Genomic DNA, 23,622 nt, shown 5'->3' with positions numbered 1-23,622 from the left:
GAGCAAAGAATGAAAAAGATCATTTTTGCGGCGGCTATACTGAGTGCGGCGGTCATGACAGGCTGTTCGCTTAGCTTTGACGGCACAGATAACTCTCAGCCTGCGGAAAATGTTCAGGACAGTGAGAACGCTGTGACAACGCAGGGAACTGATACGGAAAGCGAAGAAGCCGCTGACCCGCTTGAAGAGGCAAAGGACGTTGCGGCAATGTATCTTAAAGCCGCAAACGCTGAGTTTGACCAATCAATGGTAAAGCTTATGACAGACGATTATGCCGCTGACTATGAATATATGAAAAAGAACATGGGCGGCGACAATGAATACGGTGAGGACGAGCAGATAAGCGGAGTAAGATATAGCTTTGACAAGGATAAGTGCGGCTTTATCGACAAGGTGAACATCTCGGAGGAGTATTCAAAGGCGGCGGAGCTTTATGTGACCATAGCTTATGACAGCTCTGAGGGAGAGGTCACGTCATCGCAGTATATTCTTATGGTGCTTGACAAGGACAATGATTGGAAAGTTTGCTTTGCAGGTTCAAAGGCGCAGGCATATGCAGACGGAATTATAACTGACAAAAACTCAGAAAAGGCAGAGGCTAACGCTCAGGCGGTATATGAGGCGGCAGAAAAGGCAGTCACGGAGCTTTCAAAAGACAAGAGCTACAAGTTTGAGTACATGAACTACATTTCCACAGAGACGGACAAGTTCATAGAAAAGATAAAGAAACAGCTTCCTGATGAGCTAAAGGATACATATTTCACTGTTTTTATTGATGAAGGAAAGCTTGATTATGTTGTTTGGTCGCAGGAAGCAGGGTCAGAGATAACTGTTACTTACCCCGAGAAGAAAAACTGACGGCGCAAAAGTGCTTGACAAAATAAATGGCGTGGTGTATAATATAGGTAACCACGAGATTGATTGTGTTCACAGTGACACACAAATGAAACCCCCGAAAGTTGCAGCTTTCGGGGGTTTCTCTTCGGGCTTGTCGGTACTATTTCTTTCTGCCAAACCACTTGGTAATTAGGTTACCAACCACACTACCCACGACAGAAAGCACGAGATCGATTATGTATATCACAGTTTCCACCTCCTCCCTGACGGAGAAGACCGACAAGCATATTATATCACATATTCTGCCTGACTTCAACATATTTTTACTAAATCAGGACGGGTTGACTGTAGGCTGCGGACTTTGTGGAAATTTCATAAATATTTTGATTTTTGTCATACAATAGTGACTAAAAGGGCTTGACAAAACTGTGTAAAAGTGAGATAATAAGATAGATTATTGTGATACTTTATGCCGTCCGTTGGCGGTGTAGGATTGGAGATTTTTTCATGGCAACTAGAGTGGGAATGGTTTCTCTCGGATGTCCTAAAAATCAGGTGGACGCTGAGCATATGCTCTATGATCTGCGCAAAGAGGGTTTTCAGATAGTTTCTGACGCAGCCCTTTCTGATGTGGTCATTATAAATACCTGTGGATTTATCGAGTCGGCTAAACAGGAGGCTATTGATACTATACTTGAGTTCTGTACTCTCAAGCAGGAGGGCAGGATAAAGGCGGTAATAGCTACGGGCTGTCTTGCTGAAAGATACCGTGACGAAATGAAAAAGGAGATCCCTGAGCTTGACGCTGTTGTGGGAATAGGCTCTAACGGAAAAATTTGCGATATCATAAGAGAGATACTGCTGGATAAGCAGGCAGTCTGTTCTTATGGCGCAAAAACTGAACTTTCCATGGAGGGCGGAAGAATTATTTCTACTGAGCCTTTCTATGCGTATATAAAGATAGCCGAGGGTTGCAGCAACAACTGCACTTACTGCGCTATCCCGTCTATAAGAGGAAAATACAGAAGCAGACGCATGGAGGATATCGTCAAGGAAGCCAGATGGCTGGCTGAGAACGGCGTTACGGAGCTTGTAGTTGTGGCGCAGGATACAACACGCTATGGCGAGGATATATACGGCAAGTCTATGCTCCCTGAACTGCTCACGGCACTTTGTGAGATAGACGGCTTCAAGTGGATAAGAACGCTTTATTGCTATCCTGAGAGGATAACGGACGAATTGCTGGACGTTATCGCTAAAGAGGACAAGCTTGTAAAGTATCTTGATATGCCTATACAGCACTGCAACAAGACCATACTTAAAAGAATGAATCGCCATGGGGACAGAGAGACCCTTACGGCACTTATAAAGAAGATAAGAGAAAAGATACCGAACGTTACGCTGAGGACAACTCTTATCACAGGTTTCCCAGGGGAAACGGAAGAGCAGTTTGAAGAGCTTTGCGAGTTTGTAAAGGAAATTCGCTTTGAAAGGCTTGGTTGTTTTGCTTACTCGCCTGAGGAGGGTACGCCTGCGGAGAAGTTTGAAGATCAGGTGCCTTTAAAGGACAGAGAGCGCAGAGCGGAGATAATAATGGAAGAACAGATGATTATTTCCGACAGCCTTAATGAGGCTGCTCTCGACAGCGAAGTCGAGGTGGTTTGCGAGGGCTTTGACAGATATGCCGAGTGTTACTACGGCAGAAGTCAGGCGGACGCACCTGAGATAGACGGAAAGATATTCTTCCTGAGCGAGGATAAAGTTAGGGTCGGCGAGTATGTCAAGGTAAAAATTGACGATACTATGGATTATGACCTTATCGGCTCAAAAATGTAGATGAAAGGAACTTGATATGAACCTGCCAAATAAACTTACAGTGCTTAGAGTAATATTGATACCGTTTTTCCTGCTGTTCGTGCTGCTTTTCAAGATACCGCACCATATGGTGTTTGCGCTTATCGTGTTCGCAGCTGCGTCTATCACAGACTGGTTTGACGGTAAGATAGCAAGAAAGCACAATCTTGTTACAACTTTCGGAAAGTTTCTTGACCCGCTTGCAGACAAGCTTCTTGTTATGACGGCGCTTATCTGCTTCACATTTGAACGTTGGATAGACCCTGTTGCGGTGGTACTGATACTTGCAAGAGAGTTTATGGTAACGGGTCTTAGACTTGTTGTGGCAAGCGAGGGCGTTGTGGTCGCTGCAGGAATATGGGGTAAACTCAAAACGGCTTTCACTATGGTTGCTCTTATTGCTATAATGGTTTTGCAGATCGTTAATCCAGCGGAAAAAGGAAGCCCTGATTTCACTTGGGGTACACCGATATTCCTTGTAAACGAGATACTCATTTGGATAGCTGTTGTGCTGACAGTCATTTCCGGCGCAGTTTATCTCAAGGGATACTGGAAGTATATAGATTCGGGCAAATAATGTGGCCTGCCGATGTGTTGCGGCATATGATAACTTAATATATAAATGCGTATCAGCAAGAGTAGCTGTGAGGTAATTTTCAGAGAGGAGCCGTTTGGTGCAAGGCTTCAAGGACTTTCAGTGAAGTGCGGCTGACAGCAGGGAGCGAACAACGGCGAAAGCTTAGTATTCCTCTCCGTAGGGTCTGCGTTAAAGATATTGAGCTGTACAAAATTTTGTACAGGAAATCGGAGTGGGACCGTAGATCATAATCTGCCTCCGGAGTGGTGAAACGCCATTCCGGAGGTTTTTTCTTAGAAAGGGAGAGATATATATGACGATTTTGGAAAACATAAAGCATGATATTCAGACTATAAAGGACAGAGATCCTGCGGCAACTAGCACGCTGGAAATTCTCACATATTCGGGGCTTCACGCTGTGGCTTTTTACAGGGTGTCGCACTGGTTCTATGTTCACAAGCACAAGGTCATCGCAAGATGTATTTCGCAGTTTGCAAGAATGTTGACAGGTATCGAGATACACCCAGGTGCTAAGATAGGCAAGGGTCTGCTTATCGACCACGGCTCGGGTGTTGTTATAGGTGAGACCGCTGAGATTGGCGATTACTGCCTGCTGTATCAGGGCTGTACCCTTGGCGGAACAGGTAAAGACCACGGTAAAAGACACCCGACCCTTGGAAACAATGTTATGGTAGGGTGCGGTGCAAAGGTGCTTGGACCATTCACTGTGGGGGACAATGCAAAGATAGCCGCAAATGCTGTAGTTCTTGAGCCTGTGCCTGCAAACTCAACGGCTGTGGGCGTGCCTGCAAGGATAGTTAAGCAGAACGGCAAGCGCACCTGCGACCTCGATCAGGTGCATATCCCTGATCCTGTGGCTCAGGAGCTTTGCCAGACAAGAATACAGATAGCTAAGCTGGAAAAGAGAGTGGCTGAGCTTGAAAAGATCGGAAAGAAAGAGCAGTAAAATATAAGGAAAGAGGTAAAGATAAATGAACATTTATAACACGCTTACTCACAAGATCGAAAAATTTGTACCAAACGAGCCGGGCAAGGTGTCAATGTATACCTGCGGTCCTACAGTTTATCACTATGCCCATATCGGCAATCTGAGAAGCTATATAATGGAGGACGTTTTGGAAAAGTATCTCCGCTATGACGGTTATGACGTAAAGAGAGTAATGAACATCACTGACGTTGGTCATCTTACTTCTGACGGCGATACAGGCGATGATAAAATGCTCAAGGGCGCAAAGCGTGAGCATAAGACTGTTATGGAGATCGCAAAATTCTACACTGACGCTTTCTTTGAGGACTGCAAGAAGCTAAATATCAAAAGACCTGACGTTGTTGAGCCTGCAACGGGCTGTATTGGTGATTTTATCAAGGTGATATCTGCTCTTATGGACAAGGGCTATGCTTATGAGGCAGGTGGAAACATCTATTTTGATACTTCAAAGCTGAAAGAGTATTATGTTTTCCACAACTTTAATGAGGAAGATCTTGAGGTCGGCGTTCGTGAGGGCGTTGAGGAGGACACAAACAAGCGCAACAAGGCTGACTTTGTACTGTGGTTCACAAAGTCTAAGTTCGATGATCAGGAGCTTAAGTGGGATTCCCCTTGGGGTGTGGGCTACCCTGGCTGGCATATCGAGTGTTCATGTATCTCCATGAAGCACCTTGGCGAAAGACTTGACATTCACTGCGGTGGTATCGACAACGCTTTCCCACACCACACAAACGAGATAGCACAGTCTGAGGCTTATCTTGGTCACAAGTGGTGCAACTACTGGTTCCATATCCTGCACCTTAACACAAACAGCGGAAAGATGTCAAAGTCTAAGGGCGAGTTCCTTACTGTTTCACTGCTGGAGTCAAAGGGCTATGACCCACTGGTATACAGATTCTTCTGCTTGCAGTCACACTACAGAAAGTCACTTGTTTTCACATACGAAAACCTTGACAATGCAAAGACAGCATACAACAAGCTCACTGCAAGGATAGCACAGCTTATGGCTGACAAGAAGCCTGACGAGGTGGTGGAGCTTGCTGATTTTGAGAAGTTCAAGGGTAGCTTCAAGGCGGCACTTGATGACGATATAAACACTTCAAATGCTATCACTGTTCTGTATGACGTTCTTAAAGCTGACACTAACAATGAAACAAAGCTTGCCCTTATCGAGGATTTTGACAAGGTGCTTTCACTTGGTCTGATAGAAGCTGCAAAGAAGCTCAGTGCTGACGGTGAAGAGGATATCCCTGAGGAGGTCAAGGTGCTTGTTGAGGAGCGCAAGGCTGCAAGAAAGGCAAAGGACTTTGCTAAGGCTGATGAGCTGAGAGATAAGATAGGCGAGCTTGGCTATATCGTTGAGGAAACAAGACAGGGTACAAAGATAAAGAAAAAGTAAAGGAGCGTTAAATGAGCAAAAATAAACAGGATCTGGGTCCATACCGCAGAAAACAGTTTCAGACGTATTTTCAGTTTTCACTTATAGCAATTTGCTTTGTTATAATCTTTGTTCTCTTTTACGCCTGTACTGGCAGCAGCAAGAACGATATAGACTATACTGATGCAAAGGTGATACAGATGGATGAACCTGCCGATGACAGCCCTGTGGTGGTTTTTGAAACAAACAAGGGAACTTTCAAGGCTGTGCTTTTCCCTGATGAAGCACCGAACTATTGCAAGTTTTTCACTGGACTTGTGGAAAAGGGCTATTATGACGGCACTTATGTGAGCATGGTGCAGGACGGTGTGTATTTTATAGGCGGAACAAAGCAGGCTGACGGTCAGACAACTTCTGACACTGACACCACCACTATCGAGGCGGAGTATTCAAAAAACCTGTGGCCTTTAAAAGGTGCGCTTTGTGCATACACGCAGGAGCAAGGTCACTTGTTCAGCAAGAAGAAGGTTTCAAACAGCTATCTTCTTTTTGTTGATAACTATGACCTTACCGAGGAGGAGCAGGCGGAGCTTGACAGCAAGCTTGCAGACAGCAACAATATCCCTGAAGATATTACCGATGCTTTTGAGAAATATGGCGGTGTGCTGAATTTCTCTCAGCAGTATACTGTTTTCGGTCAGGTATATGATGGTTTGGATATTTATGACGAGATATGCGGTACTGATGTGGCTGACTCTGAGACGCTCAAGCCTAGGGAGGACATACAATTCACAAAGGTGTATATGTCTACCTACGGAGAGAATAAAAACAGCAATGCTTTTGCAGGCAGTGCGGATAGTTCTGAGGTTTCTGAGAGTGCGGTCGACAGTGCAGACACAAGCTCGGAGATGTAATTTAATCATATCTATTAAAGCGAACGGGTGGATGCCTGTTCGCTTTTTATATTCACTGAAAATTCATTATTTATTTGTTTATTTCACTATAAATTTGTATTAAGCTCTGCTATACTACTCTTTAGAACATAAAGATTTTAACATTGCTTTTGTATGAGTCAAGGCTTAAAATCAGAAGATTTTATACTTAATATAAGAATATGAAACAAAAATTATATTATATTAGACATGACGGCTTATATTGTAAATTACATTAATAACGTTAGCCGAGCCACAGTTCTTGACTTTATGAGCTTATTGTGGTAAACTTAAAACCAAGTCCATGTGTGAAAAAATTCCGGCAGTCCTGGATCATATGTGCGTTGAGCCGAGGGTTAAGCTTTCAAGGGTGTTGGACGATATTAACGAATTTTTTTTAGTAACAGAATAGGCAGGAAGGTCCTGTCTTTAAAATAGGAGGAAAATTTATGAGCGAATACAAGATCTACTCATTGCATATGGGTAAGGCAAAATGTGCTGTTGATTTGGGCGATGGCTCTGAGCGTGGAGAGTATGTGAATCAGGATTATATTCTCAACAAAATGGGCAGACCACACAGAAGCATAAGCCTTATGTACTGCTACTATCCGCTGGATAAGGAGTTCCCTGGAAGAATTTCTGAGGTAATGAAAGACGAAGATGTTTCTTTTGCATGGGATTATCCATATGATGATTATTTCACATACAAGGGCGGTCTTGAGGGCAACACAGAGGGCGAGCCTTTTACCTTCATGAGAGATGTAAGACGTCATGGACAGGACGTTACACTCACACTTACAGTTGACCCACACGTTTCAGACGAACAGCTTATCGCTATTGCAAATGACCTTAGACCTTTCGGCAGACTTCTTCTTAGAATAAACCATGAAGCTACAGGCAACTGGTTCTCATTCAACAAGAGATGCACTTATCAGGAAGTTGCTGATTTCTACTGCCGTTTCAATAAGATACTTAAGGAATATGCACCAAACGTTTCTACTATTCTTTGTATCGGCGGAGTTGAGGATCCTAATAAGAAGGAGATCGAAAAGGAAGCTGAGTTTTCACAGGCTGTCAAGGAGACAGACATCTGGTCTGTTGACAAGTACATGGCTCTTCACTGGGGTTGGCCTTATGACGTTGCTGAAAGAGGCGGCACAAGCCACAGCAGAAGCAAGGTCAAGGACATATACGATATGACAAAGCGTTCTTTTGAGAGATTCAAGGAGATAAACGGCGGTGTTGCAAAGCCAATGGTCATGAGCGAGTTCAACGCTGACGGCGATGTTACAGGTCCATATGATCAGGCAGCAATGGTAAAGGAATTCTGCGATATGCTCAAGGCTGACGGCGAGGACTGGTTCTCAGGCTTCACATTCTATCAGTTCAGAGACAGAGGACGTCTTGGTCTTGAGATTCAGGACCCCAACTATGCTGACTGCGGTATCGAGCAACCTGTTATGAAGACATACAAGGAAATAATCCACGATGATTTCTTCAAGCCTGCAATGACAAGAGGCGACGAGGTTACACTGCCATGCACGCTTCGTTGGGGCGGTTCTGAGGACGCTGAGGGTCTTGAGATCCCTCTCCACTTTGAAAAGAATCCACACTTCTGCGAGGTTATATTTGATGATGATTCAAACATCATGATGGAGATAAACGGCAAGTGGTTCTATAAGTCACCTGAGGCAAAGACGATCGACCTTATGGCAGCTTTCTTTGAGAAGCCGCTGGAGGGTGAGGCTGATCTGACTCTCAGACTTTTTGCTCCTCCTGCAAGCGGTGAGAATGATCTGTCTATTGAGGACGGACTTATGAACAGCTACACAGAAATCAAGAAGCTTCCTAATATCCGTATCAGATTCGAGCCAGTTGAGCTTTAATTTCAGACATAATTTAAGGGACGGTTTTGCCGTCCCTTTTTGTGTGATATTTCGGCTTATATAAACGAGTGTAGGTAAACGGGCGAACAGTGTTCGCCCCTACAATAAAAAGCCGTTTACTGTAGAAAAATTCGTACATTAAACGGCTTTTTTTGGTTATTTATCACACGGTGCTTGTCTTGACATTATCTGCATTGCGGCTTTAAGACCGTCAACGGCGGCGGACATTATGCCTCCTGCATAGCCTGCACCCTCGCCGCAGGGATAAAGATTTTCCACTGAGAGAGATACCATATCTGCGTTTCGTGTAATGCGAACAGGGGAGCTTGTACGGGTTTCAGGTGCGGTGAGCATTGCACCTTTATCGCCGAAGCATTTCATTTTTCGTGAGAAATTCTGCAAGCCGCCCTCCAGCATATCCGTCACGAATTTAGGGAATACATCACGAAGCTCTGTCGCCTTACAGCCAAGTGCATAGGTAGGTGAAACCGTGCCTGCTATTTCAGGCTTGCCATCAAGAAATCCGCCAACTGTCGTGCCTGCGCCTTTATATGAGCCTGTGAGAGTATAAGCTTTTTGCTCTATAGACCGTGCGAAAGCCACTCCGTCAAGTGGGCAGTGACCAAAGTCGTCAGGGGTAACGGCCACGACAACTGCAGCGTTTGCGTTTTCACCGTCACGGGCAAACTCGCTCATGCCATTTGTGACAGTGCCTCCGCTTTCAGAAGCTGACGGCACAACTGTACCGCCTGGACACATACAAAAAGTGTAAACACCTCTGCCGTTTTTATCACGCCATGAAAGCTGATATTCACCCTTTGGAAGCAGTGGATTGCCTGCATGGTCACCGTATAAGCTTTCGTCAACAGCCGCCTGCTTATGTTCTATTCTTGCGCCAACAGAGAACGGCTTGGGCTCTAGAAAGATGTTTTTGCACTGCAAAAGCTCAAAAGTATCCCTTGCGGAATGACCGATAGCAAGTATAACGGCAGACACTTTTTCGTTCTTGTCACCTGCTGATATAGTCTGCACTTTTCCGTTAGCGATAGCCAGATCAGTGAGGGCAGTGTCAAATCTTACCTCGCCCCCAAGCTCTATTATCCTTTTTCGGATAGCCGTGACGATATTTCGCAGATTGTCAGTGCCGATATGCGGCTTAGCTTTTGTGAGGATCTCTTTCGGCGCACCGAAATCCACGAAACGTTCAAGAACATATCTGCAAAGAGGGTCTTTTATTCGTGTGGTGAGCTTGCCGTCAGAAAATGTGCCTGCACCACCTTCACCGAATTGCACGTTGCAATTGGTGTCAAGCTCGCCTGTGAGCCAGAATTTCTGTACCGATGCAGTACGTTTTTCCATTGAGCTGCCACGCTCTAAAATAATCGGTCTATATCCCTGCTCGGCAAGGGCAAGCCCTGCGAACATTCCTGCTGGTCCAAAACCTGCAATGACAACTTTGCCCTCTGCTTTTTTTGTGGATATGACAGGTTTGTAAACACTGCGCTCAACATAGGTCAGGGAAGTGTTCTTCTCACAAAGCTTCTTTTCAAGGTCGGCACTGTCAAGTGTCACGAAAACTGAGTGGACAAAGTGAATGTCGTTGCGCTTTCGTGCATCAAGAGAGCTTTTGTGTATCTCGCAGTCTATGGCGTGCTTTGAGGCACTGCCTAGCTTTTTCAGAGCGGCGGAGATAACTTCCTGCTCTGATGCGTTAAGGGGGAAACTTATTTGATTTACTATTATTGGCATATATCCTCCTGCGTTTTTACCGAAAAATCGGGACGAATAGATCGTCCCGATAAAATTCTATTAGTCTGAAACAACTATCTGTATCTCGTTTTTGCCGAAACCCCAAACGTTGTTGTAGGTCGGTGAATAGATTATAGCCTCTCGAGCATAAGAACCAGAGTCAATTATGTCGCTGAGATTGACCTCAGCGTATAAGTCGCTGTCTTTAAGATTGTTTATCACATCTTCAGGACCGTAGACCTTGACGTTTGTGAGCTTTTTTGTTTCTATCTCAGTGGACTTGCCTGACGGCTTGCCCGTTGCGATGATATGGTCTGATGTTATGGTGAACTCCTTCGAGGTGTATCCCTCTGAGTCAAAGGATACACGAACGTTTTCATCGCCATTCATATTGATCTCACCTGAGTTAAGAGGAATCTTGAAGCTGAACACCTTTGCAAGGTTTATCTCTGAAAGTTTTATGGAGCCGATAGTGAGCGTTTCTGTATCTGAGTCGTCAAGATTTGGCGATACCACAGATATCTCTTCCTCGGAAAGCTTCAGTGGCAGTGAGCTGACATCAAAATTATCGGTACAATTAGAGATATCTACCTTTAGCTTTGCTGTCTTTTTCTTGTAGATAACAAAATTCACATCGACAGACTTTGTATCCTTGACTTCTATTTTAGATGGATCAACAACGTTGTCGTCATCGTCATAGAATACGATATCCTGTGTGTTGATAGTCGTGTCCTCGGATATTTTCTTTGATTTTGAGATCTGTGCCACTGCTTTGCTTATGTTGTCAAGGTCATTTTTCGGACCTTCAACTGTTATCTCGCTTGGCGATGTGGTAGTTTCTTTAAGGATATAGCCCTCCTCAGCGCTTATGAGCGGGGCTTCTGCGGTGAGTGGGATAGTCTTTGTGGTAAGTCTGTCAAACTCCACAGAAACAGTGTCAGGGTTGACAGAAACTACAGTTACCTTGTCGGTGGAATGTGATGACTTGACGTCGATGTCAAGGTCGTAGGTACCCTCTTTTGTTACGTCATCAAGATTGACAGTTGCCACAAGATCTGCGGCAGTATAGCTGCCTATCTCATAGTTCATGCCCTTTATCTCAACGTCTACGGAGATATCCTTATAGTTGAGTGCGGAAAGTCCTTTTTCTTTTGCCTGCGTTCCGTCCAGCGAGAACACAACAGGAACGTTTGTTATAGTCTTGTTTATTGTAGGATACTGAGTGATAGAAAGGGCGAACCATACTATTACAGCAATGATTATGGAAAGTATTCTCAGACCAAAGTCTGCACCATGGCGATTTTCTTTTTTAGCCTTTTTTACTTTTTCCATTTTGAAATCACCCTTCCTGCAAAAGAATTTTCTCTAATGGAATTAGCGTCCTTTTCAGGCAAAAGACGATTGTCCAGAAGTCTTTTCAGAGAGTCCTTTGAATATCCCCTGGTAAGCTCTCCGTTTTCGGCAACTGAGATGTTGCCTGTTTCCTCAGATACCACGACGACTATTGCGTCAGAGTTTTCGCTCATTCCGATAGCTGCACGGTGTCTTGAACCGAGTTGTTTGTTTATAAGTTCGTCTTTCTGCGGCCTTGGCAAGAAACAGCCTGCCGCAAGTATTATTCCGTCTCTGATTATTACAGCACCATCATGGAGCGGTGTATTCGGGAAGAATATGTTTCCGAATATCGCTGTTGACGGTATGCAGTTGAGTATCGTTCCTGTAGCTATCTGTTCCCCAAGCTTTGTCTTTCTCTCACAGATTATAAGCGCACCTGTTTTGGTGGAAGAAAGACTTGCGGCAGAATCACATATAGCGTCAATAGCTTTTTTCCAATGTTCGGTGTTGTCGTCAGAGTCACTTGAGCTAAAGAAATTAAAGCCGCCCAGACTTGTTCGTCCAACCTTTTCAAGAACACGTCTGAGTTCAGGCTGAAACATTATGATAAGAGCAAGGAAGCCCCACTGGAAGCAGATCTTCAGCAAAAATCTGATAGTTTGCAAATTAAAGAATACTGCAAGAAGGTAGCAACCTATAAGTATAAGGATACCTTTTGTGAGCTGCTGCGCCCTTGTTTCACGAATAAGCTTTATGCCGTGGAATATCAGAAAGGAGAGGATAGCAATATCGACAATGTCATTAAGACCTATTGATGTAAAAACGCCCCAAATAGCGTTTATAACATAAGCGATACTGTCAAGCATAGTTCACACCCTTTCGATAATTTCTGTAAATGTAATGAAAAAAACAAAACAAATACAGACGATTTTATATATATTAATAGTATATCATATTTTTTCGCAAAGTACAAGGGTTGAACAAGATTTTTTTTAATAAAAAGCGGACCTTTTTCAGTCCGCTTCTCTATCAGCTCTCTTTTGGAAGATAAAATCTTCCTGAGAGTTTTTGTGTTTTTACCTCGTTTATGAAGGCTTTCGGATCGGCTTCTTTTACAGCGTGTATGACCTTTTTGGTCTGTGCCGCTGATACTACTGAATAGACGATCTGTCTTTCGCAGTGTTCATAAGACCCCTCGCCGTCAAGTATGGTCGCACCATGCTGGCTCACTGCATAAATAGCGTCTGCTATCTCTTTGGGCTTGTTTGTTACGATAAGCAAGGTGCTTTGCTGGAATTTTTTGTAGAGCATATGCAAAACGGTTGTTGAAGCATATTGAAAGATGATAGAATACAGTGCCTTGTCCCAGCCGAACATAAAGCCTGCAACGCATAATATGACCGCATTGAAGCCAAGTATAACATTGAAGGTGTCCATATTGCTTTTCTCTGAAAGATAAATGGATATAAAGTCCGTTCCACCTGATGTTGCACCACGATTAAGGCAGAGGCTAATGGCAACGCCGTTTATCATTCCTCCAAAGATGCTTATGAGAAGCACGTCCTGGGTGATTATGTGGTCGGGGATAAGGTCGGTGAAAAAGCTGTTGAGCAGTATCATCACGCAGGAAAAAGCCGTGAACTTTTTGCCGATAAATCTGAAACCGATATACACGGGGATTATGTTCAGAGTTATGTTTATGATGCTGAACGGAAGCATTATGCCTGCAAGCTGTTTCACTGCACGCTGTATGAGTATGGACATTCCTGTCATTCCGCCTGGGTAAAGACCGCCTGTGTTTACAAAGGTCTTTGTGTTTAGCGCCATCAGAAAGGCGGCGACAGTCACGGCGATAATTGTGAAAATGTCTTTTCTGATATCTTTTTTCATGGCTTTGCCACTCCTTTCATATGTCAGCAATTATTCTCCTTTAAGCTCGGCAAATTTTTTCTGCATGGTAGGGTTATTTTTGGTAAGGCTCTTGATAGTGAGAGCGTCAGCCTTTTTGTTAGCAAGGCGCAGATTGTTTTCTGATGAAATAAGATTTTCTTTTATCTTTGTGAGATGTGCTATAGACTTGTCTATTTCTGTGATAGCTTCGCCAAAACGTCTGCTTGCAAGTTCATAGTTTCGGGCAAAGCCCTCCTTGAAAGTGTTGATGTTTTGCTCAAACATTGTGATGTCGATATTCTCGTTGCGCACCTTTTCGAGCTCTTCCTTATAGGAAAGGGTATTCATGGCGGCATTTCTCAGTATGGTGATTATCGGTATAAAGCACTGAGGTCTGACTACATACATTTTATCATAAGCATATGAAACATCTGTGATGCCTGCGTTATAAAGCTCGCTGTCGCTTTCCAAAAGTGAAACAAGTACAGCGTATTCACATTTTTTCTCACGCCTGTCCTTGTCAAGCTCTTTGAAGAAATGCTCGTTCTTTTTCTTGGTGGAGGTGGTGTCCTGCTCGTTTTTCATTTCAAACATTATGGATATTATCTCCACACCGTTTTCATCACATTCACGGTAGATAAAGTCACCCTTGCTTCCTGAGCTTGCGTCGTTATCCTTGTCAAAATAAGCGTTTCTGAATGCGGTAGCTCTTATCTTGTTGAACTCGTTCATGCAGTGCTGTTCAAGGCTCTCGCCCACCATTTTTGTAGACAGACGGCTTTTTAGGTCTTTGTAGTATGCGATAGCTTCGTCCTTGCTTTTTATCTGTGCATTAAGCTCTGCAATAGTGGAATTTTTCTCACTTTCCACTTTTGAAAGTGCAGTGGTAAGCTCCAAAGCCTTTTCAGTATCCTTATTTTTGATATCTGTTTCAAGACGTGTTATCTCCGCTTTATATTCATTTTCTGACTTTTGCATTTGCAGAGTATGCTCAGAATTCAGCTGCTGTATCTGCATATCACGCTGAGATATCTCCTGCCTGAGCTTATCCTTTTCGCTGTTGAATTGCGATCTTGCTTTCTCCACAGCCATTGATATGGCAAGTTCTTTTTCTGTGGTCATAGATTTGGTCTGAGCAGTAAGCTGTGCGATAAGCTTTTCGTTTTGACTTATCTGCTCCTTTAGCTGTTCAAGCGTTTTTTCATACTCGGCTCTTGTGCTTTCCTGAGCCTTTGTGACTGCAAGCGTCTTTTCGCTCTCACCGTTAGCCGCAGCCGCTTTCAGCTTTTGTATCTCCATATCCTTATCATTGACAGCCTTTGTATACTTGCTGTCAAAATCAAGCTTGGCAAGTTTCAAAGCCTTGTCTTTTTCATCAGCCACACGCTTGTCAAGCTCTTTGTCAAACTCCGCAGTTTTTACCTGTGCCACGATAGCCGCATAGCCCTGCTCATCTACCTTGAAAACTTCTCCGCAGTGGGGACATTTTATTTCAGACATTTTATGTACCTCCGATTTCTTATTTTTTCTTTAATATGATTATATCATATTTTATTCCCTTATACAAGAAATGAAGAAGATTTTTTTACGACAAAAACGCAGGAACGTATTACCACGCTCCTGCGTTTGCGGCTTATCAGCCAAGTATTCTCTTTATATCTTCTTCAGTGGTGCTGATAGGAGTAAGCTGGAACTTATCAACCAAAACGTCAAGCACGCCCTTTGAAACGAATGCAGGGAGGGTCGGTCCGAGGTAGATGTTCTTTATGCCCAATGAAAGCAGGGTGAGAAGTATGCACACTGCCTTTTGCTCATACCATGAAAGCACAAGCGTCAGCGGCAGATCGTTCACGCCGCAGTCGAATGCCTCGGCAAGTGCAAGGGCTATCTTTATGGCTGAGTATGCGTCATTACACTGTCCGCAGTCAAGTATCCTTGGTATGCCGTCGATAGTGCCAAGATCCATATCGTTTATGCGGTATTTTCCGCAGGCAAGAGTGAGGATAAGGCTGTCAGGTGGCGTGAGCCTTGCGAAGTCGGAATAGTAACTTCTGCTCGGTGACGCACCGTCACAGCCGCCTATGAGGAAGAAGTGCTTTATCTTGCCCTCTTTCACAAGGCTTATTATCTTTTCGGCATTTGACAGCACTGCGTTGTGTGCAAAGCCTGTTGTTACTGTGTGACCGCCGTTCATGCCTGTCATTTCCTTGTCCTCATCATAGCCGCCGCACTCAATGGCTTTTTCTATAACAGGCGTAAAATCCTTGTCGTCGCCAATGTGCACAAGTTCAGGATATGACACGATAGAGGTGGTGAAAACTCTGTCGCAGTAGCTTTGACGGACAGGCATTATGCAGTTTGTTGTGAAAAGTATCGGTGCAGGGATATTGTGAAATTCCGTCTGCTGATTTTGCCAGCCTGTGCCGAAATTGCCCTTTAGCTGCGGATAGGCTTTGAGCTTTGGATAACCATGGGCAGGGAGCATTTCACTGTGAGTGTAGATATTCACTCCTTTATCTTTGGTCTGCTCAAGGAGAAGTTTCATATCGTGCAGGTCATGACCGCTCACGACGATAAAAGGCCCTTTTTCAATGGTCAGTGGAACTTCTGTAGGGACAGGGTCGCCGTATGCGTCAGTGTTTGCGGCGTCGAGAAGTGCCATACATTTCAGGTTCACATTGCCTGTTTCAAGAACCAGCCCCAACAGCTTTTCAGGGTCGCTCTCACTGCCTATGGATCGCAGAGCCTTGTAGAAAAAGTTTGTCACCTCGCTGTCAGTTTTGCCAAGTGCCTGTGCGTGATAAGCATACGCCGCCATACCCTTTATTCCGAAGAGGATAAGTGATTTCAGCGAGCGGATATCCTCATGATCGTTCCACAGTTTTTTCATGTCGTAGTCATCAAACTTCTGAGAGTTGATGCGGTTTCGCTCAATGTGTATCTCTTCTGTGAGCTGTTTTATGGTGACATTATTGAAGTTCACGTTCGTGATAGTCGTAAAAAGCCCTTTGAGTATGAGCATATCTGTTTTTTTAGTTGACGAGCCATTTTCTGCGGCGTTTGCAAGGGCAATTAGTGCGCCGATAAGCTCGTCTTGATAAACTGCTGTGTCGGCTTTTTTGCCGCATACGCCTACTTTTCCGTCACAGCCTGTGTTGTGTGCTGTCTGCTGACACTGGAAACAAAACATATCTTTCACTGGTAAGACCTCCGTATATTTGTGATAGGTCTATTATGTACCGATATGTGAAATTTATTCCTGAGTTTTATGAGAAAAACAGCCTTACAGCCAGTGCAGAGAATACAAATCCCATAAGGTCTGAAAGGCACGCCGCCGCAAATACCGAGGGATAAGTCTTTTGTTTTATGGCTGAAAAATATACTGCTATTGTGTAGAATGTCGTTTCCGTTGAACCCATTAAAACGCTTGCCACACGTCCGCTGTAGCTGTCAGGGGAAACGCTTGAAAGAATGGTTTCAAGGCAGGCGAGTGCGCCGCTCCCTGAAATGGGTCTGACTATGGCAAGGGGTATGCACTCTTCTGGAAAGCCTAGAAAAGTGGTCACAGGTCGGAGCAGTTTTGCTATAATATCAGCCGCACCTGATGATGTGAACATTCCCACTGCTGTCATAAGCAGAATGAGCATTGGTATCAGCCCCACGGCGATTTTGAGGTTTTCAGTCGCACCCTCGCAGAACACATTCACTATATCCACCTTTTTTACAAGCCCATAGCAAAGTATAAAAACCATAAGCGCAGGCACGAAAATGTCACCGAAATTCATGGCGTTCGTCCTTTCTGAGGTTGAGGGCATAGACCATAAGACAGCCTGCGGTCACGGAGATAAGGGAGGAGAAAATGATAGCAGGCGTTACGTCAAAGGGGGATACTGCACCATGCTCAAGGCGCATTGCCGCAATGGTGGAGGGGATAAGCTGAATGGAAGCCGTGTTAAGCACCACAAGCATAGAAATGCACTTCTTTCGTGCCGCAGGCGGAAGCTTCTGCATGGCTTTCACTGTGGCTATGCCTGAGGGTGTGGCGGCATTGCCTAATCCTAAAAGGTTTGCGGTCAGGTTCATTGTCACGGCATTCATGACCTCGGGGCAGTGTGCGGCATCTCTGAATAGTAGCCTAGTGACAGGGGATAGCATACGGGCAATGACCGCTGTTATGCCAGCCTTTTCACATATCTTCATAAGTCCGCCCCAAAGACACATCGAGCCACTCAGGTATATGACAAGCTCCACCGCTTTGTTACATCCTTCAAGAGAAGCCACTGATACTGCTGTCATGTCGCCTTTAAGAAAACCGCATAACAAGGCGGATAGGGACAATATCACAATTATTACGCTTAATATAATTAACACTCCTTTCAGCTAGTATTCATATCAAGTTAATATATAAAAAACTTTGACAATAAGTGTGAAATTTTGGTGATAACGCTTGACAAATGTAATTATGTTTGTTATAATATGTTTATCATAAGATTTATGTTAAATGAAATACTATTTTTGTGTTTCAAATTAATTTAAAGGGGATTGATTTTATGAAATCTACAGGAATTGTAAGAAAAGTTGACGAGCTTGGAAGAATAGTTCTTCCTATCGAGCTCAGAAGAACCTACGACCTTGCTGTTAAGGACGCTATCGAGATCTATACAGATGATGACAAGATCATTCTGAAGAAGTTCCAGAGAACTTGTATCTTCTGCGGAAGCGGTGAAGAGTGCGTTGAATACAAGGGCAAGACAATTTGTGCAGCTTGTATGGCAGAGCTCAAGGGTGAAACTAAGTAATTACATATTTGTAGTAATATTGTGAAAAATAGCAGGACGGACATGAAAGTGTTTGTCCTGCTTAATTTTATGTATGAAAAAAAGCGTGTATGCAAAAAACATACACGCTTTTTTTACAATATTAGTTTTTTGAAATCATCTTCGCTGCCATTAAATACCGTCATGTGGAGATATTCGCCGCTTTCATAGAATGAGAATTTTACACGGTTGGTATAAGTCCAAAACGTCCAATTCATATCCTCGTCAGGCTTTGAAAACAGGCTCTCATACCATATCTTGTCCTTGTTAAATCTGCTGTCTGAAGCAACGATGTTTTTGTACGTCCGTTCTGTGCAGTATATGACAGGTCTTACGCCGTATTGCTTTTCTATCCTGTCGCAGAAGTCTGCAAGGTTATCTGCGGCTTCGTAATAGTCAGGTGGCAGAAGTCTGTAAAGTCCTCTCAGTCTTACCTCCACTGCAGGGATAAGCCTGCCGCTTAGATCCTCGCCCACAGCATTTATGAAATGCTCTGCCTGCTTAGTGCCGTCAGTATCAAATTCAAGCACATGATATGCTCCCACTGATATATCAGTGTCCTTTGAGCCGTTCCAGTTGTCACGGAACGCACCGTCCTCAAAGGTAGTGCCTTTGGTGGCTCTTATATAGGCGGTCTGGATATTCTGCTTAGCAAAACTCTTCCAGCGTATCTCGCCCATTGACTCTGTTACAACAGGTCCTCTTATTGGATAGTCACGCTTTTTCGGCTCATTGAACCACAGTCTGCCTGTATACAAAAGCACCGCAATGTTTATCACAAGCACAACTGCACACAGTATTATCAGCCGTTTTACGAGCTTTTTCAGAAATCTGTGACGCGGCTTTTCTTCCTCGCAGACCTCGTAGTTTGTGTAGTTTGAAAGGTCACGATCGTCATACTCGCTGTCTATTTTGTTTATAGCTTCCTTGTCAAGCTTGAATTTCTTGCTGCGTTTCATTAGCAGTATCCTCTCGGTTAAATTCCTCAGAATTTGCGATAAGCTCCGCAAAGGTATATGTGTCAAGCTTGTTCCTTAACATTTCAGATATCTCGTTAAAAGCTTTCTGATAACAGCAGATACCGTCTGCACCTCTGTTGCAGGTGCAGTCTGGGGAAAGACATCTTGAAAAATAATATGTACCCTCTATGGCTTCAAGAACGTCTTTCAAGGTAAGCTGTGCAGGGTCTTTATTTATGATATAGCCCCCCTGCGTGCCTTTATATGACTTCACTATATCAGCCGCAACAAGCTTTCTCAATATCTTCAGCGCAAATCGAAGTGTAACGCAGGCATCATTGGAAATGGTCTTTGCGTCCATTTTGTCTCTTTCGCGGCATAGAACGGATACTATTCTTACTGCGTAATCCGCCTCAAGTGTTATAAACATTTATTTCCTCCGAAACTTAGTCAAGATAATCTCTTACCTTGTTGCTCCTGTTAGGGTGACGGAGCTTTCTGAGAGCCTTTGCCTCTATCTGACGTATTCTCTCACGGGTAACGTTGAACTGCTGACCTACTTCTTCAAGAGTTCTTGAACGTCCGTCCTCAAGACCGAAACGCAGTCTGAGCACCTTCTCTTCTCTCTCTGTAAGAGTGGAAAGCACCTGATTTATCTGCTCTTTAAGAAGCACAAGTGAAGCGGCTTCTGCCGGAGCCGGAGCGTCATCATCAGGGATAAAGTCGCCAAGATGTGAGTCCTCCTCCTCGCCGATAGGTGTTTCAAGAGAAACAGGGTCCTGAGCGATACGCATTATCTCTCTTACTCTTTCAACGCTCATATCAAGCTCTTTTGCTATTTCCTCAGGTGACGGATCATGACCGTTCTTGTGGAGAAGCTGTGAGGATACTTTCTTTACCTTTGTGATAGTTTCTACCATGTGTACAGGTATTCTGATAGTTCTTGCCTGATCGGCGATCGCTCTTGTTATAGCCTGTCTTATCCACCATGTGGCATATGTGGAGAATTTGAAGCCCTTTGTATAGTCGAATTTTTCAACGGCTTTGATAAGACCCATGTTGCCTTCCTGGATAAGGTCAAGGAAGCTCATTCCTCTGCCCACATATTTCTTTGCGATAGAAACAACAAGTCTGAGGTTTGCTTCTGCAAGTCTTTTTCTTGCTTTTTTAGCGTCCTTTTCATTGCCGCTGGACATCTTTTCTGCAAGCTGTATCTCCTCCTCTGAGGTAAGAAGCGGCACTCTGCCTATTTCCTTAAGGTAGATCTTGACCGGGTCGTCGATAGCGATCCCGTCAGTTGAAATGGAAATATCAACGCCGTCCTGATCCAGATCGTCTTCTGGGTTTACCATGTCAAGGCTGTCGTCGGTGATGATATCATCAATTATCTCAATATTATTTGCGGCACAGCTATCATAGAAGCTGTCCATTTGCTCGACGTCATAGTCGAGCTTTTCAAGAGCGTCAGTTATCTCTTTTGTAGTGAGCTTGCCTGTAGTTTTGCCGTGTTCCATAAGGTTATCAAGTATCTGTTTCTTGTCTGTCATTTCAAACACTCCAATCTCAATTTTTACATCGGTTGATCTTTGCTAATTCTTTTTGCGCATTTCTTCAAACTTTTTGAAGAAGTCATCGTCGGATATATCCTCCTGTTTCTCCTTCGGCTTGTAGTTTAAAAGCACATTTATATAATCCTCAGCGACCTTGGCGTCAATGCCCAGTTCGCTGTATTTTTCCAGTATCTCCGTTATCTTACCCACTTCCTCGGGTGAAAATTCACCATTAAAAGATGATACAGAGCAATCCTGCAGATCGGTTATCTTGCTCGTCAGGCTTTCGTAAACACGCCTATTGAAGCTGGTAACGAATTTGTCGGGCGGAAGCCTTTTGAGAACATCTCCGCAGGCGTCATGATTATTGTAGAGATAATATATGATACCCGCTTCAGCGGCGGATTCTCGTCTGTGTTCATTGGCTTCGGGGTTTATGGTGTCACGCTTGTCAGCGAAGGTTATAGTGCGAGTCCATTCCTTTTTGCTATACTGATAGCGACGGTTTTTAAGTATAGCATTAAGTTCTGCATTGACAGTTGTGATGCTCACATTCTGTTCAGCCGCCACCTTTTTTGCGTATATCTCACGCTCAGTAGGGGAGCTTATATCCGCAAGGACTTTATAGGCTTTTTTGAGATAATCTATCCTGCCTATATCAGTGTCCATATCAATGCCGTCTTTGCATTTTTCTAGCTCAAACTCTATTGCACCGTCTGATTTTTTCAGCAAATGGCGAAAGTGGTCTGCTCCGAATTTGTTTATGTACTCATCAGGGTCTTTTGCACCGTTCATTTTTATAACTGTGGTCTTAAGGCCAGTTTCACCTAGAATTTTTATTGCTCTCGTTGTTGCTTTCTGACCTGCGCCATCTGCGTCATAGCATATGACAACGTTGTCTGCATAGTTGGATATTATCTTCGCCTGCTCAGGGGTGAGCGCAGTTCCGCAGGAAGCTACGGCATTTTCAAAGCCTGCCTGATTAAGGGAAATAACGTCAAGGTTACCCTCGCACAGAAGAATGGTCTTATCTTTCACTGCGGCGTTTTTGGCGAAGTTCATGGAGAAAAGAAATCTGTTTTTTGAATACACAAGGGTATCTTTTGAGTTAAGGTATTTTCTCTTATCGTCAGGTGTGAGCGCTCTTCCGCCAAAGCCCACTATATGACCTGCAAGGTCGATAAAAGGGAACATTGCACGATTTACGAAGAAATCGAACGTATTTCGGGTATTCTTCTGTGAACGTGAGATAAGCGAGCCTTGCTCCAATTCTTCCTCGGTGAAGCCCTCAGAGAGCATATAGCTTTTCAAGGCAGACCAACTGTTTGGAGCAAAGCCCATTCCATATTTCTTTATGGTTTCAATACTGAGCTTACGTTTGTTTATAAGATAGTCAAGACATTCCTTGCCCTGTGGTGTCTTTAGCTGATGATAGAAAAACCTTGCGGCTGTTTTATTCATTTCATAGAAGCGCTTTCTGGTATCGGTGCGCTTGCTGTCATAGCCGTTATCCTCCGGAAGCGGCACTCCACCACGTTCTGCAAGGAGCTTGACAGCTTCCCAATAGTCCAGATTATTGTACTTCATTGTAAAAGTGATAACATCTCCGCCTGCTCCGCAGCCAAAGCAGTGAAAATACTCTTTGTCAGGGTGAATATGGCAGGACGGGGTTTTTTCGTTGTGAAAAGGGCAGAGGCAAACATAATCTCTGCCTGTTCTTTTGAGGGTGACATAGCTGCTCATGACCTCTGCGATAGGGTTAGCAGCTTTAAGTCTTTCTATAAAATCTATAGGCAGCGGCAAATTTCTTCCTCCTTGGGTATGCGCTAATACTTTGTCCACCCCAATGGGATAAACAGATTTTTAAAGGTCTCAATGGCAAAGCCGTCTGTCATGCCTGATATGTAATCGCAGATAGCACGGTCAATTCCGAACTGATAGGCGAGATTCATATAAAAGGCAGGCAGCTTTTCGATATGATGAACATAGTAGTCATAGAGCTTTGCTATCATGTCTTTAGCCTTGACTTCTTCTGATTTGCACTTTGGATTTGTGTACACAAAGTCAAACATAAATCTATGCAGTGCAGTGTAGGCGTCACTCACTTCGTCGTCCATATGCAGGCTTTCGGCTCCGCCCTTGATAAGCGAGGTCACAAGAGTGGTTATCCTCTCAGACTTGGATCCGCCAAGCACCTTGGTGATATTTTTCGGGATATCCTCCTCGGTCATAATGCCTGCACGAACGGAATCGTCGATATCGTGATTTATATAGGCGATAACGTCTGCAAATCGCACAACATAGCCCTCTTTCGTGTCGGCTATCATGTTAGTGTGCTTTAATATTCCGTCACGGACTTCTTCTGTGAGGTCAAGACCCTTGCCGTCTTTTTCCAAAATATCCACTACACGCAGGCTTTGCTCATAGTGGTGAAAGCCGTCAGGGCTAAGCTCGTTGAGAGCCCTTTCTCCTGCATGACCAAAAGGCGTATGACCAAGGTCATGACCCAGTGCGATAGCTTCGGTGAGATCTTCGTTGAGCCGCAAAGCCCGTGAGATAGTCCGTGCGATCTGACTTACCTCAAGGGTATGAGTAAGTCGTGTTCTATAATGGTCGCCTGCAGGGGACAGATAGACCTGAGTTTTATGCTTCAGCCGTCTGAAAGAGTTGCAGTGAAGTATCCTGTCACGGTCACGCTGGAAACACGTCCTCAGCGGACAAGGTTCGCAAGGCTTTTTACGCCCTTTTGAATCAACAGACAAGCAGGCGTTTTCGCTCAGAAATTGTTTTTCAAACAACTCGGTTTGTTCTCTCGGCAGCACAAAAATTCCCCCTTACAGTATATAAAA

General features: G+C 44.1%; 21 protein-coding genes. 8 read left to right on the top strand and 13 right to left on the bottom strand.

Translation table 11 applies throughout. The features are described 5' to 3' along the window. Nucleotides 1–9: 9 nt before the first annotated feature. The 7 genes from AB5Z01_RS07840 to AB5Z01_RS07810 all read left to right on the top strand — a co-directional run bounded on the left by AB5Z01_RS07840 (nt 10) and on the right by AB5Z01_RS07810 (nt 8,473). Nucleotides 10–858, top strand: a complete 849-nt coding sequence (locus AB5Z01_RS07840) for a hypothetical protein (RefSeq protein ID WP_278649267.1) — start codon at nt 10–12, stop codon at nt 856–858. 486 nt (nt 859–1,344) lie between these two features. Beyond that, a complete protein-coding gene (rimO, locus tag AB5Z01_RS07835; RefSeq protein ID WP_117903626.1) occupies nt 1,345–2,673 on the top strand; it encodes a 30S ribosomal protein S12 methylthiotransferase RimO in 1,329 nt (442 codons plus the stop codon). 16 nt (nt 2,674–2,689) lie between these two features. Then, entirely contained in the window at nt 2,690–3,268 is a 579-nt protein-coding gene (gene pgsA, locus AB5Z01_RS07830; protein WP_117863260.1) for a CDP-diacylglycerol--glycerol-3-phosphate 3-phosphatidyltransferase, read from the top strand. 319 nt (nt 3,269–3,587) lie between these two features. After that, nucleotides 3,588–4,235, top strand: coding sequence for a serine O-acetyltransferase (gene cysE / locus AB5Z01_RS07825; protein ID WP_041337681.1), 648 nt, complete (start codon nt 3,588–3,590; stop codon nt 4,233–4,235). 25 nt (nt 4,236–4,260) lie between these two features. Beyond that, complete coding sequence (gene cysS / locus AB5Z01_RS07820; protein WP_287215405.1) at nt 4,261–5,676, top strand: cysteine--tRNA ligase; 1,416 nt, start codon at nt 4,261–4,263, stop codon at nt 5,674–5,676. A gap of 11 nt (nt 5,677–5,687) precedes the next feature. Beyond that, nucleotides 5,688–6,569 (top strand): peptidylprolyl isomerase, encoded by an 882-nt coding sequence (locus AB5Z01_RS07815; RefSeq protein WP_022287052.1) that lies wholly within the window; start codon nt 5,688–5,690, stop codon nt 6,567–6,569. Nucleotides 6,570–7,036: 467 nt separating this feature from the next. Continuing rightward, nucleotides 7,037–8,473 (top strand): hypothetical protein, encoded by a 1,437-nt coding sequence (locus tag AB5Z01_RS07810; protein ID WP_117863261.1) that lies wholly within the window; start codon nt 7,037–7,039, stop codon nt 8,471–8,473. 156 nt (nt 8,474–8,629) lie between these two features. Here the strand turns inward: AB5Z01_RS07810 and AB5Z01_RS07805 are convergent, their stop codons facing one another. The 8 genes from AB5Z01_RS07805 to AB5Z01_RS07770 form a co-directional block, all read right to left on the bottom strand. Further along, on the bottom strand, nt 8,630–10,222 hold the full coding sequence (locus AB5Z01_RS07805) for an NAD(P)/FAD-dependent oxidoreductase (protein WP_287215802.1): 1,593 nt from the start codon (nt 10,220–10,222) through the stop codon (nt 8,630–8,632). 60 nt (nt 10,223–10,282) lie between these two features. After that, entirely contained in the window at nt 10,283–11,554 is a 1,272-nt protein-coding gene (locus tag AB5Z01_RS07800) for a YbbR-like domain-containing protein (RefSeq protein WP_138338805.1), read from the bottom strand. Continuing rightward, entirely contained in the window at nt 11,542–12,423 is an 882-nt protein-coding gene (gene cdaA / locus AB5Z01_RS07795; RefSeq protein ID WP_117876473.1) for a diadenylate cyclase CdaA, read from the bottom strand. Before cdaA ends, AB5Z01_RS07800 begins: the two co-directional genes overlap by 13 nt. A 163-nt stretch (nt 12,424–12,586) precedes the next feature. Beyond that, a complete protein-coding gene (locus tag AB5Z01_RS07790) occupies nt 12,587–13,447 on the bottom strand; it encodes a YitT family protein (RefSeq protein ID WP_117897071.1) in 861 nt (286 codons plus the stop codon). Nucleotides 13,448–13,477: 30 nt separating this feature from the next. Continuing rightward, nucleotides 13,478–14,947 (bottom strand): DUF2130 domain-containing protein, encoded by a 1,470-nt coding sequence (locus AB5Z01_RS07785; RefSeq protein ID WP_022288271.1) that lies wholly within the window; start codon nt 14,945–14,947, stop codon nt 13,478–13,480. A 136-nt stretch (nt 14,948–15,083) separates the two neighbouring features. Further along, nucleotides 15,084–16,646, bottom strand: coding sequence for a hydroxylamine reductase (hcp, locus tag AB5Z01_RS07780; RefSeq protein WP_195220223.1), 1,563 nt, complete (start codon nt 16,644–16,646; stop codon nt 15,084–15,086). A 67-nt stretch (nt 16,647–16,713) separates the two neighbouring features. Continuing rightward, the gene (locus tag AB5Z01_RS07775) at nt 16,714–17,232 is read right to left on the bottom strand and encodes a spore maturation protein (protein ID WP_117923075.1); all 519 of its coding nucleotides are present in this window, start codon (nt 17,230–17,232) and stop codon (nt 16,714–16,716) included. Beyond that, nucleotides 17,219–17,743, bottom strand: coding sequence for a nucleoside recognition domain-containing protein (locus tag AB5Z01_RS07770; RefSeq protein ID WP_117863266.1), 525 nt, complete (start codon nt 17,741–17,743; stop codon nt 17,219–17,221). The genes AB5Z01_RS07775 and AB5Z01_RS07770 overlap by 14 nt, the downstream gene beginning before the upstream one ends. 254 nt (nt 17,744–17,997) lie before the next feature. Here AB5Z01_RS07770 and AB5Z01_RS07765 point away from each other — a divergent pair, with 254 nt between their 5' ends. Then, nucleotides 17,998–18,246, top strand: coding sequence for an AbrB/MazE/SpoVT family DNA-binding domain-containing protein (locus tag AB5Z01_RS07765; protein WP_117856511.1), 249 nt, complete (start codon nt 17,998–18,000; stop codon nt 18,244–18,246). A 113-nt stretch (nt 18,247–18,359) separates the two neighbouring features. Here the strand turns inward: AB5Z01_RS07765 and AB5Z01_RS07760 are convergent, their stop codons facing one another. From AB5Z01_RS07760 to AB5Z01_RS07740, 5 genes are read right to left on the bottom strand one after another with little or no spacing between them, the layout of a single operon-like run. Next, complete coding sequence (locus tag AB5Z01_RS07760; RefSeq protein ID WP_287215808.1) at nt 18,360–19,223, bottom strand: glycoside hydrolase family 25 protein; 864 nt, start codon at nt 19,221–19,223, stop codon at nt 18,360–18,362. Continuing rightward, entirely contained in the window at nt 19,195–19,653 is a 459-nt protein-coding gene (locus AB5Z01_RS07755) for an Rrf2 family transcriptional regulator (RefSeq protein ID WP_287215810.1), read from the bottom strand. Before AB5Z01_RS07755 ends, AB5Z01_RS07760 begins: the two co-directional genes overlap by 29 nt. Before the next feature lie 16 nt (nt 19,654–19,669). Continuing rightward, nucleotides 19,670–20,770, bottom strand: a complete 1,101-nt coding sequence (gene rpoD, locus AB5Z01_RS07750) for an RNA polymerase sigma factor RpoD (protein ID WP_287215812.1) — start codon at nt 20,768–20,770, stop codon at nt 19,670–19,672. Nucleotides 20,771–20,812: 42 nt separating this feature from the next. Next, nucleotides 20,813–22,576 carry a DNA primase gene (dnaG, locus tag AB5Z01_RS07745; protein WP_046440762.1) on the bottom strand — a complete coding sequence of 588 codons (1,764 nt, stop codon included), beginning with the start codon at nt 22,574–22,576 and terminating at the stop codon, nt 20,813–20,815. 23 nt (nt 22,577–22,599) lie between these two features. Further along, nucleotides 22,600–23,595, bottom strand: coding sequence for a deoxyguanosinetriphosphate triphosphohydrolase (locus AB5Z01_RS07740; RefSeq protein ID WP_118123596.1), 996 nt, complete (start codon nt 23,593–23,595; stop codon nt 22,600–22,602). Between the last annotated feature and the right edge of the window lie 27 nt (nt 23,596–23,622).

The sequence above is a fragment of the Ruminococcus sp. RTP21359st1_H3_RTP21359_211015 genome (genome assembly GCF_040909065.1).
Lineage (GTDB): Bacteria > Bacillota > Clostridia > Oscillospirales > Ruminococcaceae > Hominimerdicola > Hominimerdicola aceti.
Note: the sequence above shows the minus strand (reverse complement) of the source record. Positions and strands in the feature narration are given on the sequence as shown.